Source organism: Kluyvera sp. EC_51, from assembly GCF_019584505.1.
Lineage (GTDB): Bacteria > Pseudomonadota > Gammaproteobacteria > Enterobacterales > Enterobacteriaceae > Kluyvera > Kluyvera sichuanensis.
In genome coordinates, this window is record NZ_VDAG01000089.1 from 1 (window position 1) to 15,522 (window position 15,522).

At 56.6% G+C, this 15,522-nt stretch carries 13 protein-coding genes; 6 read left to right on the plus strand and 7 right to left on the minus strand.

The window, feature by feature from the left end:
• Positions 1-149 precede the first annotated feature (149 nt).
• The 3 genes from yjiA to btsT form a co-directional block, all read right to left on the minus strand.
• Positions 150-1,103: a GTPase gene (gene yjiA / locus FHC49_RS16190; RefSeq protein WP_220440300.1), complete on the minus strand. Its 954-nt coding sequence runs from the start codon at positions 1,101-1,103 to the stop codon at positions 150-152.
• 10 nt (positions 1,104-1,113) lie between these two features.
• Positions 1,114-1,317 carry a YbdD/YjiX family protein gene (locus tag FHC49_RS16195; protein WP_185668211.1) on the minus strand — a complete coding sequence of 68 codons (204 nt, stop codon included), beginning with the start codon at positions 1,315-1,317 and terminating at the stop codon, positions 1,114-1,116.
• Between the two features lie 108 nt (positions 1,318-1,425).
• The gene (gene btsT / locus FHC49_RS16200; RefSeq protein ID WP_220440301.1) at positions 1,426-3,576 is read right to left on the minus strand and encodes a carbon starvation CstA family protein; all 2,151 of its coding nucleotides are present in this window, start codon (positions 3,574-3,576) and stop codon (positions 1,426-1,428) included.
• A gap of 427 nt (positions 3,577-4,003) precedes the next feature.
• On the opposite strand from btsT, the gene FHC49_RS16205 reads away from it, so the two are divergent.
• From FHC49_RS16205 to FHC49_RS16215, 3 genes are read left to right on the plus strand one after another with little or no spacing between them, the layout of a single operon-like run.
• Positions 4,004-5,293: an ABC transporter substrate-binding protein gene (locus FHC49_RS16205; protein WP_223883214.1), complete on the plus strand. Its 1,290-nt coding sequence runs from the start codon at positions 4,004-4,006 to the stop codon at positions 5,291-5,293.
• Between the two features lie 11 nt (positions 5,294-5,304).
• Positions 5,305-6,381, plus strand: a complete 1,077-nt coding sequence (locus FHC49_RS16210) for a glycoside hydrolase family 105 protein (RefSeq protein ID WP_185668213.1) — start codon at positions 5,305-5,307, stop codon at positions 6,379-6,381.
• Between the two features lie 21 nt (positions 6,382-6,402).
• Entirely contained in the window at positions 6,403-8,565 is a 2,163-nt protein-coding gene (locus tag FHC49_RS16215) for a glycosyl hydrolase family 28 protein (RefSeq protein ID WP_220440302.1), read from the plus strand.
• Positions 8,566-8,570: 5 nt separating this feature from the next.
• Here FHC49_RS16215 and FHC49_RS16220 read toward each other — a convergent pair whose 3' ends face one another.
• Complete coding sequence (locus FHC49_RS16220) at positions 8,571-9,479, minus strand: GntR family transcriptional regulator (RefSeq protein WP_220440303.1); 909 nt, start codon at positions 9,477-9,479, stop codon at positions 8,571-8,573.
• Positions 9,480-9,617: 138 nt separating this feature from the next.
• Here FHC49_RS16220 and FHC49_RS16225 point away from each other — a divergent pair, with 138 nt between their 5' ends.
• The 3 genes from FHC49_RS16225 to tsr all read left to right on the plus strand — a co-directional run bounded on the left by FHC49_RS16225 (position 9,618) and on the right by tsr (position 13,649).
• The gene (locus FHC49_RS16225; RefSeq protein WP_220440304.1) at positions 9,618-10,661 is read left to right on the plus strand and encodes a zinc-binding alcohol dehydrogenase family protein; all 1,044 of its coding nucleotides are present in this window, start codon (positions 9,618-9,620) and stop codon (positions 10,659-10,661) included.
• Positions 10,662-10,752: 91 nt separating this feature from the next.
• Positions 10,753-11,763 (plus strand): Ldh family oxidoreductase, encoded by a 1,011-nt coding sequence (locus FHC49_RS16230; protein WP_220440305.1) that lies wholly within the window; start codon positions 10,753-10,755, stop codon positions 11,761-11,763.
• Between the two features lie 218 nt (positions 11,764-11,981).
• Positions 11,982-13,649, plus strand: a complete 1,668-nt coding sequence (gene tsr / locus FHC49_RS16235) for a methyl-accepting chemotaxis protein (RefSeq protein WP_185668218.1) — start codon at positions 11,982-11,984, stop codon at positions 13,647-13,649.
• A gap of 27 nt (positions 13,650-13,676) precedes the next feature.
• On the opposite strand, the gene FHC49_RS16240 is transcribed toward tsr, so the two are convergent.
• Genes FHC49_RS16240 through FHC49_RS16250 form a run of 3 tightly spaced genes read right to left on the minus strand, consistent with a single transcriptional unit; the run spans position 13,677 to position 15,435 of the window.
• Positions 13,677-14,192, minus strand: coding sequence for a GNAT family N-acetyltransferase (locus FHC49_RS16240; RefSeq protein ID WP_185668219.1), 516 nt, complete (start codon positions 14,190-14,192; stop codon positions 13,677-13,679).
• Positions 14,193-14,212: 20 nt separating this feature from the next.
• Positions 14,213-14,689, minus strand: coding sequence for a FidL-like protein (locus FHC49_RS16245; RefSeq protein ID WP_317983851.1), 477 nt, complete (start codon positions 14,687-14,689; stop codon positions 14,213-14,215).
• Entirely contained in the window at positions 14,686-15,435 is a 750-nt protein-coding gene (locus FHC49_RS16250; RefSeq protein WP_185668221.1) for a winged helix-turn-helix domain-containing protein, read from the minus strand. Before FHC49_RS16250 ends, FHC49_RS16245 begins: the two co-directional genes overlap by 4 nt.
• Positions 15,436-15,522 lie beyond the last annotated feature (87 nt).

Sequence of the window (15,522 nt, forward strand, 5' to 3'; positions counted from 1 at the left end):
ACGGTATAACGCTTGCTTACTATGACCGGAAAAGCCGTAGTATTATCCGGATAGACTAGGAAAGTGTTACCTATGTTCCCGGTCTGAAGTGTTACCTATGTATCCGGTCGTACATTCGCTTGGCCGGGCTACGGGGTACGGGCTACGGGTTATTTTTTCAGGCTGGCGAATGCTGCGCGGATTTCTGCTTCCGGCAGCTGAATACCGATAAACACCAGCGTGCTGTGCGGCGCTTCGTCGCCCCACGGCCTGTCCCAATCGGCGCTGTAGAGGCGCTGCACGCCCTGGAACAGCAGGCGATTCGGTTCGCCGTCAATCCACAGCATCCCTTTGTAGCGCAGCAGCTTGTCGGCGAAGTCCAGCAGCAGGTTCTCCATCACGCGGGAGACGTCGCTGATATCCACCGGGTAGTCCAGTTCGACCACGATAGACGACACGTCGTTTTGCTGGTCGGCCATAAAGTGGAAGCGCGGCTTCGAGGTGACGTTCTCTTCCAGCATAAAGCCATTGGTGTTGAACAGCAGGCCCAGGTCGATATCGCCGTGGGTGACGGTGTAAATCGGCGCGCGGGCGTTGATGCGGGTCAGGCGTTCACGCAGTTTTTCAGCCTCGCCAGCGACGTCGGTTTTGGTCAGCAGGATGCGGTCGGCGTAGCCTACCTGCGACTGGGCGATGGTGAACTGGTTCATCCGCTCGTTGGCGTGGACCGCGTCAACCAGCGCAATCACGCCGTCCAGCAGGTAGCGCTCGCACAGCACCTCGTGGGAGAAAAAGGTTTGAATAATGGGGCCGGGGTCGGCCATGCCGGTGCATTCAATCACCAGACGGTCGAAGCTGATGTTGCCTTTATCGAGGTTATCGAGCAGATCTAACAGCGCGTCTTCCAGCTCGTTAGAGCGGGTGCAGCAGATGCAGCCGTTGGTCAGGGTTTTGATCTGGGTGGCGCGGTCGCCAATCAGTTGGTCGTCGACGGAGACTTCGCCGAACTCGTTTTCAATCACGGCAATTTTAAAGCCGTGCTGTTCGTTGAGGATGTGGCGCAGCAGGGTGGTTTTGCCCGCGCCGAGGAAACCGGTAAGTAGGGTTACTGCAATCGGTGCCATGATGTCTCCTTTAACAGCAGCGTATGCCGCCTTTTCCATCGCCGCCGTAGCGTGCCTGCTGGCGCTCGCGGAAGAACTCTTCGTAGGTCATGTACGGTTTATCCGGATGGTTGGTCTGCATATGCTCGACGTAGTTGTCGTAATCCGGAATGCCAATCAGCATTTTTGCCGCCTGACCGAGATATTTTTTAGCTTGCCCTAAGTTACCAAACATAGACCATCCTGATAAGACAAAGCCCGACGAGGTTATCTCTATCGGGCTGGGGAACTCGTTTTCCCTCACCCCGACCCTCTCCCAGTGGGAGAGGGAGGGTTCGGTGGATTAGTGGTGTGAAGAGGTCTTCACGCCGCCTTCCGGTACCGGCACATATGGGGTTTCTTTGTCGGTACGTTTATCGCTATTGCGCACCTGCATCCAGGTTTTGAAACCGTAGAAGATGATGCTGTACACCACCACCAGGAACAGAATACTCAGGCCTGCGTTGGTGTAGTTGTTGATAACGATGTGGTTCATGTTGGCAATCTGCTGGGCGGTCAGTTCACCACCGGCAGCAATCTTCTCTTTGTACTGGTTCGCCATGAAGAAGAAGCCTTCCATCTGCGGGTTGGTGCTGAACAGTTTCAGGCCCAGCGCCCAGGTGGTGCAGATAAGCAGCCAGACCGCCGGGATGGTGGTCACCCAGATGTATTTGGTGCGCTTCATCTTAATCAGGATAACGGTACCCAGTACCAGCGCCACGGCGGCCAGCATCTGGTTAGAGATACCGAACAGCGGCCACAGGCTCTTCACGCCGCCCAGTGGGTCAACCACGCCTTGATACAGCAGGTAACCCCACAGGCCTACGCAGCCCGCAGTGGCGACCACGCCAGCGACCAGAGAGTCAGTTTTCTTCAGGAACGGTACGAAGTTACCGAGCAAATCCTGCAGCATAAAGCGGCCCGCACGGGTACCGGCATCCAGCGCGGTGAGGATGAACAGCGCTTCGAACAGAATACCGAAGTGGTACCAGAAGCCCATATCGGCCATCGGCAGCACTTTGTGGAACACGTGAGCAATACCGACCGCCAGGGTTGGCGCGCCGCCTGCGCGGTTCAGTACCGACGGTTCGCCGATATCTTTCGCCGTTTGCAGGATCTGCTCAGGGGTGATGACGAAGCCCCAGGAGCTGACGGTTGCCGCCGCGTGGACGGTCACATCTTTCAGCTGTGCCGCAATCAGCGCCGCGTTCTCGCCGCCCATCTCATGCAGGTTTGGCATGGTGATGCCAAGGCCTGCCGGAGGGGTGTTCATCGCGAAGTAGAGGCCCGGTTCGATGATGGAGGCTGCAACCAGCGCCATAATCGCTACGAAGGACTCCATCAGCATGGCGCCATAACCAATCAGACGGGCATCGTTTTCGTTCGCCAGCAGCTTCGGCGTGGTGCCGGAGGAGATCAGCGCGTGGAAGCCAGAAACCGCGCCACAGGCGATGGTGATAAACAGGAATGGGAACAGCGCGCCTTTCCACAGTGGGCCGGTGCCGTCGATGTACTGGGTCACGGCTGGCATTTTCAGATCCGGGTTGAGGATCATGATGCCGAGCGCCAGGCCAACGATAACGCCGATTTTCAGGAAGGTGGCGAGGTAGTCGCGCGGTGCCAGAATCAGCCATACCGGCAGCAGGGCAGAGATAAAGGCGTAACCAATCAGCGCGAAGGTGATGGTGGTGTCTTTAAAGGTCAGCGCCGGGCCCCAGTACGGGTCGTGGGCAATCACGCCGCCGAAGTAGATAGAGGCAACCAGCAGCACGATACCAATCACCGACACTTCGCCTACGCGGCCCGGACGGATAAAGCGCATGTAGATACCCATAAACAGCGCAATCGGCACGGTCGAGCAGACGGTGAACACGCCCCACGGGCTTTCTGCCAGGGCTTTCACCACGATCAGCGCCAGCACCGCCAGGATGATGATCATAATCAGGAAGCAGCCGAACAGGGCAATGGAGCCCGGCACGCGGCCCATCTCTTCTTTGACCATTTCACCCAGCGACGAACCGTTACGGCGCGTGGAGATAAACAGCACCATAAAGTCCTGCACCGCACCCGCCAGCACCACGCCCGCCAGCAGCCAGAGCGTACCCGGCAGGTAGCCCATCTGCGCGGCCAGTACCGGCCCTACCAGCGGGCCCGCACCGGCGATAGCGGCGAAGTGGTGGCCGAACAGCACGTAGCGGTTGGTCGGCACGTAGTTCAGGCCATCGTTGTTGATGACCGCCGGCGTTGCACGCGTAGGGTCGAGCTTCATCACCTTCTGGGCGATGTAGAGGCTGTAGTAGCGATACGCCACCAGATACACAGAAACCGACGCGACGACGATCCACAGGGCACTGACGTGCTCACCGCGGCGCAGTGCGACGACCGAGAGGCAAAATGCACCGATGATTCCGAGAATCACCCAGGGTATGTGCTTGAATAGCTTTTTCGTATCCATAGTAAAACCTGGTTCTAATAGGATGAATAATCAGCCGAAGCTGCCGTTGTTTTGAGTTTGGGTTTGAGGAGGTATTGACCGTTATGCTGATGACAAGCTTGCCAGAGATACGCGCGCGTAAAGTTGGGTAAATCGGTGAGCGGTTGAAAGCGATGGCTAAGCGGTTATGTGAGGGGGTAAGCGGTTGGCTACATGCTGAACGGTAGCTAAATATGTGATTGAGATCTCAAGTTTTTTCCTCGGCGTCGTTTCCCTACGACGGACTTCGTATGATTAAAAACCAATTAAAAACACTATTGTCACTTATTGATCACAACTCCGGGTCCTGGTCTGCTCCACATCGTCCGTTTTTTCCGACTATTTGACTCATCTTCGGACGGTGAGCCACGTCGCTCATCGGCCTGTATCCTTAAAAAGGACGAAAACAATGAAAAATATGCGGCTAAAAGTGATGTGTTGCGTGCTGGGGGCGGGAATGTTGTGGCCGATGATGGGTCAGTCCGCCACCGAGTTACGCATGTCGTGGTGGGGCGGTAACCAGCGGCACCAGGCCACGACGGAAGCGATTAAAGCCTTCGAAGCACAAAACCCTGACGTCAAAATCAATACCGAACCCAGCGGCTGGGATGGCTACTTATCACGCCTGAGCACGCAACTGGCGGGAAATACCGAGCCGGACGTGATGCAAATAAACTGGAACTGGCTGGTGATGTTTTCCAAAAACGGTGACGGTTTTTATGACATTAACCGCCAGGCATCGCTTATCGACCTGACGCAGTTCTCGAGCCAGGGCAAACAGCTGGTGACGGTGAACGGCAAACTCAACGGTGTACCGGTGGCCATGACCGGGCGCTCGATGTACTACAACCCCGATCTGTGGAAAAAAGCGGGCGTGGCGTATCCACAAACCTGGGAGCAGATGATTGCGGCGGGCCCGGTGTTTAAAAGCAAACTGGGGGACGATTACTACCCGTTTATTCTCGCTAATCACGACACCACCATCATGACGTTCCTGAACTCGTATATGGTGCAGAAATACAATATTTCGATGATTAACCCGCAGACCAAAGCCTTTAACTACAGCCGTGAACAGTGGCTGGACTATTTCGGGCTGTATAAAAAGCTGGTGGATAATCACGTTATCCCGTCCATGAAATATCTGTCGTCGTTCGGCAAGGCCAACGCCTGGGAAATTAAACCGTGGCTGGAGGGCAAAATTGGCGGCGTACACACCTGGAGCACCGATGGCACCTTTGCAGGAAGCCTGCGCGCGCCCGCACATCTGGAAGTGGGCCCTTACCCTATGCTGCCCGGTGCCACCGATGCGGGGATCTTCTTCAAGCCAGCAATGATGTTCTCCATCGGCAAAAACAGCCGTCATCCCGAGCTGGCGGCCAAGCTTATCAATTTCCTGCTGAACGACCCGCAGGGCATCAAGGCGATGGGGCTACAGCGTGGCGTCCCGCTGAGCGCTGAAGCGGTGAAAGTGCTGCAACAGGACGGCGTGCTGGATAGCAGCCAGATTCAGGTTCAGGGGCTGGCGCAGGTCGATAAGTTAATGGGCAAAATCGAACCGTCGCCATGGTTTGAAAACCCGCAACTGCTGGCCTACTTCCTCGACGCGGTGCAGCGCTTTGATTACGGGCAGCTCACGGTTGAACAGCTGGCCGATGAATTCCCGCAACGCGCGCAGCGTGTGCTGAAAAAAATCATGTAAATGAGGTGGTTATGTCGCAATTATTGAAAGAGTCCATTCTAAGCAAACTGGATACGCTGTTTAATGAGCTGATTGTGGTACGCACCAACGATGCCGAGCTTAAAAAACAGAAGGTTATCGCCTCCGACTTGTCGATTGAAAACTGGGACTGGTCGCAGGGCGTTGGGATTTACGGCATCTGGCGGCTGTACCGCATCACCCGCGAGCCGCGCTACCTGGCCTACCTCAACGGCTGGTTCTCGCGTCGCATGGCGGAAGGTCTGCCGGAAAAGAACATCAACCGAATGGCGCCGATGTTGACGGCCACCTGTATGGCGATGGAATCAGGCGAAACGGCCTGGCAGGCAGACATTGCCGAGTATGCCGACTGGATTGATACGCGCCTGCTGCGCACCCAGGAAAATGGCTTTACCCACTGTACCAGCGACCACCTGAACGAAGAGCAGCTGTGGGTGGATACGCTGTTTATGAGCGGCTTATTCCATGCAAAAGCGTCGCTGCTGCTGGATAAGCCGCGCTATATGGACGATGTGGCGTACCAGTTTTTACTGCACATCAAGTACCTGATCGACCGCCGTAGCGGGTTGTGGATGCACGGCTGGAGCTTTATCGACCGCAACAACTACGGTGCGGCGCTGTGGGGGCGTGGCAACGGCTGGGCCGCTGCGGGCAGCGTGGATTTTCTGGAGATGGTGACGGAAGAGACGGCGAATACCCGTTTTATCCGCGAAGCATTTGTTCGACAGATGCTGGCGGCGGTGCACTATCAGCACAGCAACGGCATGTGGTCGACGCTTATCGATCACCCCGAAAGCTACGAGGAAGCATCGGGCACCGCTGGGCTGACCTATGCCTTGCTGAAAGGCGCGCGGCTTGGCCTGCTGGATAACCGCTGCCGCGATGCGGGCTGGGCGGGCGTGCAGGCGTTGATGGCACGAATTAATGAACACGGTGAAGTGGCGGATGTGTCAGCCGGAACGTCAGTCGGGCGCGATTTGCAGCATTATCTGGATATTCGCGTACGTCAGCGCGCCTACGGGCAGTCGCTGGCGATGCTGGCATTAGGGGAAGCGCTCGCCCATTTATAATCTGAACTTAAGGACAAGGTGATGACCATAAACCCCAGCGTAGTGCTGAGCGTGGAGGAAGAGAGAAAGATTCTGGCGCGGATCCGCGATCCGCAGTTTCCCGCCAGAGAGATAAACGTACGCGACTGTGGTGCGGTCGGTGACGGGGCGACGCTGGATACCGATGCCCTTCAGCGGGCGATTTCCCAACTGCACGCGCTGGGCGGCGGCCGCGTGGTGGTGCCTGCCGGGCGCTACCTCACCGGTTCGCTAGAGCTGTTGAGCAACATTGATCTGCATCTGGAAAGCCGCCAGAGCGTGCTGCTGTTCACCACCGACACCACCGAAGCACACTACCCGCTGGCCTATGGTCACTGGGAGTGCTCGCCCCTGTGGAACTACCGGGCGCTGATCTACGCGCGTCATGCGCACAACATCGCGTTGACCGGCAGCGGTACTCTGGACGGGCAGGCCAGCGAAAGCGTGTGGTGGCACTGGACCCATCAGATTGAACACGCCTGGTCGACTCACGCGCAAAATTTGCAGCGTCCCGCAAGCCTGCGGCTGCGCGAAATGAACCTCAACGGGGTACCGGTGGCGGAGCGCCGCTTTGGCGACGGCCACTATTTACGCCCGATGTTTATCCAGACGCTGCACTGCCAGAACGTGCTGCTGGCGGGAGTCACGCTACGCAACTCGCCGATGTGGCAGGTCAACCCGGTTATGTGCCGCAACGTGACGGTGCGCGGCATGACGCTACGCTCGCACGGCCACAACAACGACGGTGTGGATCCGGAAAGCTGCTGCTATGTGCTGATTGAAGACAATCTGTTTGATTCCGGTGATGACTGTATTGCCATTAAATCCGGGCGCGATCGCGACGGGCGTGAAGCCAATATTCCCTGCGAAAATATCATCATCCGTAATAACCGTTTCGCCGATGGTCACGGCGGCATCGCGCTGGGCAGTGAAATGAGCGGCGGCATCCGCAACGTTTTTGCCGCGGGCAACGAATTCGATAGCCCGGCCTTAACCTATCCCCTGCGCCTGAAGGCCAACGCGCTGCGCGGCGGGGTGATTGAAAACGTCTGGCTGCGTCACTCTAAGGTGAAGCGGGTGCGCGATGCCGTGGTCCACGCCACCATGAACTATGCCGAAGGGGTCTACGGCAGCCACTTACCGCGCTTTCGCAATATCGTCATTGAAGATCTGGAAGCGAGCGGCGGAGAGTACGGCCTGTTCATTGAAGGGCTGCCGCAGTCGCCGATTGACGGGCTGGTGCTGAAAGATATCCGCCTTCACGATGTCGAGAACCCGCTGCATGCCGCCCACTGGGGACGCGGCGTTAAAATGGAAAACGTGGTGATTAACGGGCTCGATTATCCGCGTCCGGTGCAGCTTTTTGTCCGTGGATTGCCGCAGGTAGGGGATTATCTGCGCGCGGTGGCGACGCTACCGGGGAACGATGACGCGGTGCTGCGCTACGACTGGTGGCTGGGTAAAACGGCGGACGGGCCAATGACGCCGCTCGGTGAAGGGGACATTCTGGCGCTAACGCCGACCATGAGCGGGCGTTTTGTTCGCTGCCAGGTACACCATGGGCAGATGAGTCTGCTCGGCAAGCCCTGGTTGATTGGGCCGGAGGGCAGCATTCAATTGGCAAGCGGCGAGTCGGTCAATGCGGGCATTCTGCGGGCGCGGGGCATTCTCGATAACGACAGCGGCGCGGAGTGCATCACCCGGTTTGAGCTGGCGCAAATGGTGATCCGGCTATGGGGGTTGCAGTATCAGCCATCCTGCGGCCTGGTGATTGACGATCTGGCAGCGGATTCCGTCTGGTATCCGGGCATCGAAGCGCTGATTCAGCGCGGCATGATGGCGCTTGATAAAGGGAAGTTTAACCCGGATAAACCGATTCGCCGCGAAGAGGCCGCCACGGTTGCCATGATGAGCTGCGGGGTGTCGTATCGCAACGCCTCAACGATGCTGCAATCGACCTTCACCGATGGCCGCCTTCTGCGGGATATTTACCTCACCAACGCCCAGCGCGCCGTGGCTTTTGGTTTTCTGCGCTGTAATCACGAAGGGCGCTTTCACCCTCGGCGCTATCTGCGCCGCCATGAAGCGCTGGAAATGCTGCTGGCGATGAGCCACTTTATCGGCGATCAGGACCGGCCTCAGCGGCAGGTACAGATGCTGCCGTAGCGGGGTTAACGGCGAGCGGTTTGATCGATCGAACGGATCATCGACTGCTTCGCCGTCATTAAATGGTTACGTAACGCCAGAGTGGCGTCGAGATCGTTCCGGCAGATCAGGGCGATCAGGATCATCATATGTTCATCAATGGCGATAATATTGCGCTGTTTCAGATCGCTTTCATCCCACTGGTAGTGGAAGTGAAAAATAACCGAGATAATTTCTAATGACTGATTGAAAAATATATTATCGGCTGCGGAGAGCAGCAGTGAATGAAAATCACGATCGAGCTGCGAGAATGTTTTGACATTATCGCCAATATTGTCGCGCAGCTGGCGATGATATTCCAGAAGGGTTTTTGCCCGTAGCCAGTGTGGGTCATTATCGGGCAGGCTTAAAAAACGCTGTAAAGCATGTAACTCTAACATTTCACGTAATTCAAATAGCTGCTCGGCGTAAGCGCGATCGAACTCTTTCATTCGCCACAGACCACGTTTTTCGCTCACGATAAGATTATAGCGGCCAAACTTCAGTAAATATTCCCGCGCGGCAACCGGACTCACTCCCGCCATTTTGGCCAACTGAATTTCACTCATCACTTCCCCGGCCTTTAACTGCCGTTGGTTGATCATGGAGAAAAACGCCTGCTCAAAAATCTGCGTCTGCTCCTCAAGCGGTGCCTGGGGGCACTCAAAGCCATCCAGAGCATCAGGCTTGCGTATCACGATGTAATCATTATTGATTTTTTCCAGTACGCCGCGCTGCTGTAGATGCGAAAGAATGTGGCGAACGGTGGTGCGGCTGATGCTGTACATGTCACCCAGCGAGCACTGCGCCGGTAGCGGCGACGGAATATGGCCCTGGGCGATGCCATCAATAATTTGATTGACGACGCTGCGGCGTAAATTTTGCGAACGGCTCATGGTTATCTCCCCCTGTGGTTTATTAAAGACGAATTTAAAACATATTTCTGCGCTGATATTCACAAGAATTTATTCCGCTGATGCTGAAACGATATGAAATCCACAATAACAACCATAACGAAAACAGGAGACGTCGTAATGGCAATGATGAAAACATGGGTTTGTCAGCAACCGGGTGAATTAACGTGGCAATCAAGAGATATTCCAAAACCACAACAACATGAGGTCTTAATAAAGGTAAAAACGGTTGGCATCTGCGGAACAGATATTCATGCATGGCGAGGGAAACAACCTTTTTTCAGCTACCCTCGCGTATTAGGACATGAAATTTGCGGGACGATCGTCGCGCTCGGCAGCCAGACCGACCATTGGCACGTTGGTCAGCAGATCGCGGTGATCCCCTATGTCTCCTGCCATGAATGTTCTGCGTGCCGGAGCGGGCGAGAGAACTGCTGTGAAAATATTGCGGTGATTGGCGTCCATCGTGATGGTGGGTTCAGCGAATATTTATGCGTACCTGAGCAAAACATCCTGCTGGCGGAAGGCATTGCACCCGAAGCGGTTGCGCTGATCGAGCCGTTTGCCATCAGCGCGCATGCGGTTCGCCGTGCGGCGGTGAAGCCCGGTGACGCGGTCCTGGTGGTGGGCGCTGGGCCTATTGGGCTGGGGACGGCAGCCATTGCGGCGGCGGAAGGCGCGCAGGTGGTGATGGTGGATACTAGCCCGGAGCGCCGCGCGCACGTGGCGCACCAGCTGGCGTTACCGGCTCTCGATCCGCTGGCCGATGACTTCCTCACTCAGTTGCGCGATAGCTTTGGCGGTGACCTTGCACAGACGGTGATTGATGCCACCGGCAGCGCGCAGTCGATGAATCGCGCGGTGGAGTTGATTCGCCACGGCGGCAGCATTGTATTTGTCGGCCTGTTTAAAGGCGACCTGCAGTTCTCTGATCCGGAGTTCCATAAAAAAGAGACCACGCTGCTGGGCAGCCGAAACGCCACAAAAGCGGACTTTGCGCGGGTGGGGGAGCTGATGCAGCGTGGGCTGCTGCGCGCCGACATGCTGCTGACTCACCGGTTGCACTTTGATGAGTTGGGTAGCACCTATGAACGAGATGTCATCAATAATCCACGGCTGATTAAAGGCGTGATAGAGTTTAGCGAGAACATTGCTGGCGATTAATAAAATAAATGTGATGTAAATCACTATGTTAACTAAGTAAAACCTGCGCCTCCGTCTACGCTAAAGCCTGTCCGACAATATGGAGAAAAACATGACAACGGTAAACATCGCGCTTAAGGAAGCCTATCAACTGGCCTTCGACGTCCTCAGCTCAAACGGATTTTCAGCCGCACACGCCGACGCTATCGCCCGCAACGTCACTGCGGGTGAACGCGACGGCTGTGCCTCACACGGCCTGTGGCGCCTGCTGGGGATCGTAGAAACTCTGCGCAAAGGCAAGGTGTCGCCGGATGCGGAACCGACGATTGTCGATCAGGCGCCCGCTATCGTTAAAGCGGATGCTAACGGGGCGTATTCGCTGTGTGCCTATGAAAAGGCGCTGCCGTTGCTGATTGAAAAAGCTCGCCACTGTGGGATTGCGGCGCTGGCGATCAACCGTTGCGTGCACTTCTCGGCGCTGTTTGCCGACGTGGAACCGCTGACCGACGTGGGGCTGGTGGGTTACGCCTGTACGCCAAGCCACGCGTGGGTGGCCCCGGCGGGCGGCACCCAGCCGCTGTTCGGCACCAACCCGATTGCGTTCGGCTGGCCACGCGGTGCGAAGCCGCCGTTTATTTTTGATATGGCGACCAGCGCCGCAGCGCGCGGTGAAATTCAGCTGCATCAGCGAGCGGGTAAGCCAATTCCAGAAGGCTGGGGGATTGATAGCGATGGCCAGCCAACCACCGACCCGCAGGCGGTGCTGGACGGGGCGATGCTGACCTTCGGCGGCCATAAAGGCTCGGCGCTGGCGGCGATGGTGGAGCTGTTCGCCGGCCCGCTGATTGGCGATATGACCAGCGCCGAATCGCTGGCGTGGGATAACGGCGCGGGTGGCCTGCCGTACGGCGGCGAGCTGATTCTGGCGCTCGACCCTCAGCGTTTCCTGGGAGCAGAGGCCGGGACGCATCTGGCGCGCGCTGAGACGTTGTTTAGCGGCATGCAGGCGCAGGGTGCGAGGCTGCCGGGTGAACGGCGCTATCTGGCTCGCGAGCGAAGTGAGAAACAGGGGCTGGATGTTTCTCGTGGCCTGTACGACGAGATTTGTGCGCTGCGCGGGTAACGAGCATCCCCGGCGGCGCTCCGCTTGGCCGGGCTACGCGATCCGTCAATCTGCACTCATCGGTTCCCTCTCCCCTATGGGGAGAGGGCTAGGGTGAGGGGAACAGGCACGCTCGGTGATGCAAAATCGCGCCGCTACCCGTATTAATAGTCACAATTTCTATAAAGTTTTGTCTTTTCCCGCCGAAAACTCGTTATTCGTCCGGAGGAAAGAGAAACATGTTAAAACGTATAAAGATCGTCACCAGCCTCGTGCTGGTTTTGGTGTTGTTTGGCCTGTTACAGCTGGCGTCAGGGGGACTGTTCTTTAACTCTTTGAAGCATGACAAAGAGAACTTCACCATTCTGCAAACTGTGCGTCAGCAGCAGTCCGGGCTGAACGGGAGCTGGGTTGCTCTGCTGCAAACCCGCAATACTCTCAACCGTGCAGGGATCCGTTACATGATGGATCAGAACAATATCGGCAGCGGCGCTACCGTTGCCGAGTTGATGCAGATTGCCACCAAATCACTGTCAGATGCGGAAAAACGCTGGACCGAGTACGAAGCGATGCCGCGTGACCCGCGTCAGAGCGAAGCGGCGGCGCTGGAAATCAAACGTAACTACGATATCTACCACGGCGCGCTGTCCGAACTTATCCAACTGCTGGGCGCAGGCAAAATCAACGACTTCTTCGACCAACCGACTCAGGGTTATCAGGACGGCTTTGAGAAGGCGTACGTCAACTATCTGCAACAGAACGACAGCCTGTACGACCTGGCGGTCAACGACAGCAATGCCTCCTACACGCAGGCCATGTGGATCCTGTTTAGCGTGATGATCGCCGTACTGGCCGTGATCATCTCCGTCTGGCTGGGCGTGCGCAAGACGCTTATCGAACCACTGAATCGTTTAATCGACAGCATTCGCCACATTGCGGGCGGTGACCTGGTCAAACGCATCGACGTGGAAAGCGACAACGAAATGGGCGAGCTGGCACACTCTCTGCGCCATATGCAGGGTGAACTGGCGCGCACCGTGGGTGAAGTTCGTCAGGGGGCTCACGCGATTTACAGCGGCGCGAGTGAAATTGCGATGGGCAACAACGACCTCTCTTCACGTACCGAGCAGCAGGCGGCTTCTCTGGAAGAGACGGCGGCGAGTATGGAAGAGCTGACGGCGACCGTGAAGCAGAACGCCGAAAACGCCCGTCAGGCAAGCCATCTGGCGCTGAGCGCATCGGAAACCGCGCAGAAGGGCGGTAAAGTCGTGGATAACGTGGTGCAGACCATGCGTGATATCACCGCCAGTTCGCAGAAAATTGCCGACATTATCAGCGTGATTGACGGTATTGCCTTCCAGACCAACATTCTGGCACTGAACGCCGCGGTGGAAGCCGCACGTGCCGGTGAACAGGGGCGTGGTTTTGCAGTGGTCGCCGGTGAAGTTCGCAACCTGGCGCAGCGCAGCGCCCAGGCGGCACGGGAAATTAAGAGTCTGATTGAAGACTCGGTAAACCGTGTCGACCTCGGTTCCACGCTGGTAGAAAGCGCGGGCGAAACCATGGATGAAATCGTGAATGCGGTGACCCGCGTAACCGATATCATGGGCGAAATTGCTTCCGCATCTGACGAGCAGAGCCGGGGTATCGACCAGGTTGGCCTGGCGGTATCGGAGATGGACCGTGTCACCCAACAGAACGCCTCGCTGGTGGAAGAGTCCGCGGCAGCCGCCGCGGCGCTGGAAGAGCAGGCTAGCCGACTGACGCAGGCGGTGGCCGTGTTCCGCATCCAGCAGGGCCAGGCAAGTACCGCGCGCGAACCGGTCAGCGTGGCCGCTGCGCCAGCGCCGGGTACGCTGCGTAAAGCGGCGGCAACCGACACCGGGGAAAACTGGGAAACCTTCTGATATGACATGCGCCCCTGTCAGGGCGCATTAGCTCAGCATCAGGCGCATGGCGCAGCGTGATTCATACGCCATGCCGTGCGCCACTTCTTGTGCCAGCTTTTGCCGTAGCGCAGCGTTCAATGACGTTTCCGGTAGCATTTCGAATCCCATTCGGGCATACCACGGCGCGTTCCAGGGTACATCCCGAAAGGTGGTGAGCGTGAGCGACGTGAAGCTCCTTGCTTTGGCCTCTACCGCGACATCGCTAAGAAGGCGTCGACCTAACCCTATTCCCTGACTCGCCTGATGCACGGAGAGCTCGACAATAAACAGCGTCGAATCCTGTGCTTCTGCTAACAGAAAACCACGCGGTTGACCGCCGTGTTCTACCACCCAACTCATTTCCTGCTGCAGATAATGCTGATGGCAACGGGCAGAGATGACGGGGCCTTGAGCGAGCCAGCTCAATTCGGGTATCTGCCGAAAGCATTGCCCGGCGGCGCGTTCAATGTCTGGAAGTGCGGCGATATCCGCAGCAGTGGTCGGACGAACGAGAGTTATCATGGGGCAAGTATAGCCTGTCGTTAACCGGCGCAAACCAAAATTGGCGAATAAAAGTTACTGATAATCATCGCATTATCCGGCGTTTTGCGAATGCTCAACAGCCGTTTCTGACCAGGGGTAATACCCAGCGCATATTTTTCAAATACCCCTGCGGGCACGTTATCGTGACCAAACTTCTCGACCTGTTTGATGCGTAGCTCGTAAAACGTTTCATGCACGTAGTGCCAGTCAAAGCTCTCCTGGCGAGACACTTTAGTATGTTGCCCATCGTTAAGCACCTCGCCGTTCATATTGAAATAGCCGGTACCGTCAGGCGCAAAGTGCATCACCACCATTCCTTCAAATGAGAAGCGGTTGTCCTGATGGCTGTCCTTATAGGTCAGGCTGCCCTGACAGGTCATGGAGAGGCGCGTGGTGTTGTGTATCCAGAGCGAGGTGCCGAGGATAATCAGCAGGTTAACAAGAAGGACGACAATCAGCCGTTTATGCTTTTTCACTTTTGCCACTCGTAGTAATAGAGCGTCTGGCAGGCGCTGGCTTTGCCAAGAAACTGAGAGCATTGCGAGAGTACCAGTCGGCCGTCATCGCCGTACAGCAGGGGATCCTGAATGTGCGCGTAGAACACCGAATGGTTCAGGCAGGAGAATGCCCCGTCGTTTTTAATCTGTTTTATCAGCGTTTTAGCCCGTTCCCGGAAGACATCTGCCAGCGGAGCGAGGGTGTAGACCGGGCAGGTGTCGATATGATCCAGTAAATAGATCTCAGCCTGCTGCTGCTGGTTTTTCCAGGCGATTGCTGTGCCGCAGAGCGTGAGCACGATAACCGTGACCAGTGCGTAGAGGGCGGTAAAATTTCTGGCGCGGGAGATTTTTTCGGGTTTAGCCACCGTCGGGACACGTGGGGCAGAAAGCGGCACGATGGAGGTCTCTGCGCTGAACATAAACCCGACTTTTGGCACGGTGACAATAAACGGGCTGTCAGGCACCAGCGTGGCGAAAATTTTCCGCAGAATGCTGATGTACTGATTCAGTGAGTTACTGGAGCCGCGCAGGCCGCGCTCATCCCACACCTGTTCAAAGAACGTTTCTCGCTCGACCACCATGCCGTGATGGGCAATCAGCAGGTTGAGGATATGTTGCGCCGTGCAGGTGAGCACCTGACTGTCCGAGTCGGGATCGTTTTGTAGTGTCAGTGAACCGTCCTCGTTGTCATAAACAAGCACGTTCGCGAGCAGATATTTCATGTTTTTCAGCGATCCGGATCGGGGAAGCAAGGTGGTTTTCGCGTGTAGATGACCATGTTAACTCGAGTTGTTATCGGTAACATTGAT

Bases quoted from the DNA above. Each gene is read 5' to 3' on its own strand.
- FHC49_RS16230 (WP_220440305.1), top strand. From the start codon at position 10,753: ATGACAACGGTAAACATCGCGCTTAAGGAAGCCTATCAACTGGCCTTC.
- btsT (WP_220440301.1), bottom strand. From the start codon at position 3,576: ATGGATACGAAAAAGCTATTCAAGCACATACCCTGGGTGATTCTCGGA.
- FHC49_RS16225 (WP_220440304.1), top strand. From the start codon at position 9,618: ATGGCAATGATGAAAACATGGGTTTGTCAGCAACCGGGTGAATTAACG.
- FHC49_RS16215 (WP_220440302.1), top strand. From the start codon at position 6,403: ATGACCATAAACCCCAGCGTAGTGCTGAGCGTGGAGGAAGAGAGAAAG.
- FHC49_RS16195 (WP_185668211.1), bottom strand. From the start codon at position 1,317: ATGTTTGGTAACTTAGGGCAAGCTAAAAAATATCTCGGTCAGGCGGCA.
- FHC49_RS16240 (WP_185668219.1), bottom strand. From the start codon at position 14,192: ATGATAACTCTCGTTCGTCCGACCACTGCTGCGGATATCGCCGCACTT.
- FHC49_RS16250 (WP_185668221.1), bottom strand. From the start codon at position 15,435: ATGAAATATCTGCTCGCGAACGTGCTTGTTTATGACAACGAGGACGGT.
- FHC49_RS16205 (WP_223883214.1), top strand. From the start codon at position 4,004: ATGAAAAATATGCGGCTAAAAGTGATGTGTTGCGTGCTGGGGGCGGGA.
- FHC49_RS16210 (WP_185668213.1), top strand. From the start codon at position 5,305: ATGTCGCAATTATTGAAAGAGTCCATTCTAAGCAAACTGGATACGCTG.
- FHC49_RS16220 (WP_220440303.1), bottom strand. From the start codon at position 9,479: ATGAGCCGTTCGCAAAATTTACGCCGCAGCGTCGTCAATCAAATTATT.
- tsr (WP_185668218.1), top strand. From the start codon at position 11,982: ATGTTAAAACGTATAAAGATCGTCACCAGCCTCGTGCTGGTTTTGGTG.
- yjiA (WP_220440300.1), bottom strand. From the start codon at position 1,103: ATGGCACCGATTGCAGTAACCCTACTTACCGGTTTCCTCGGCGCGGGC.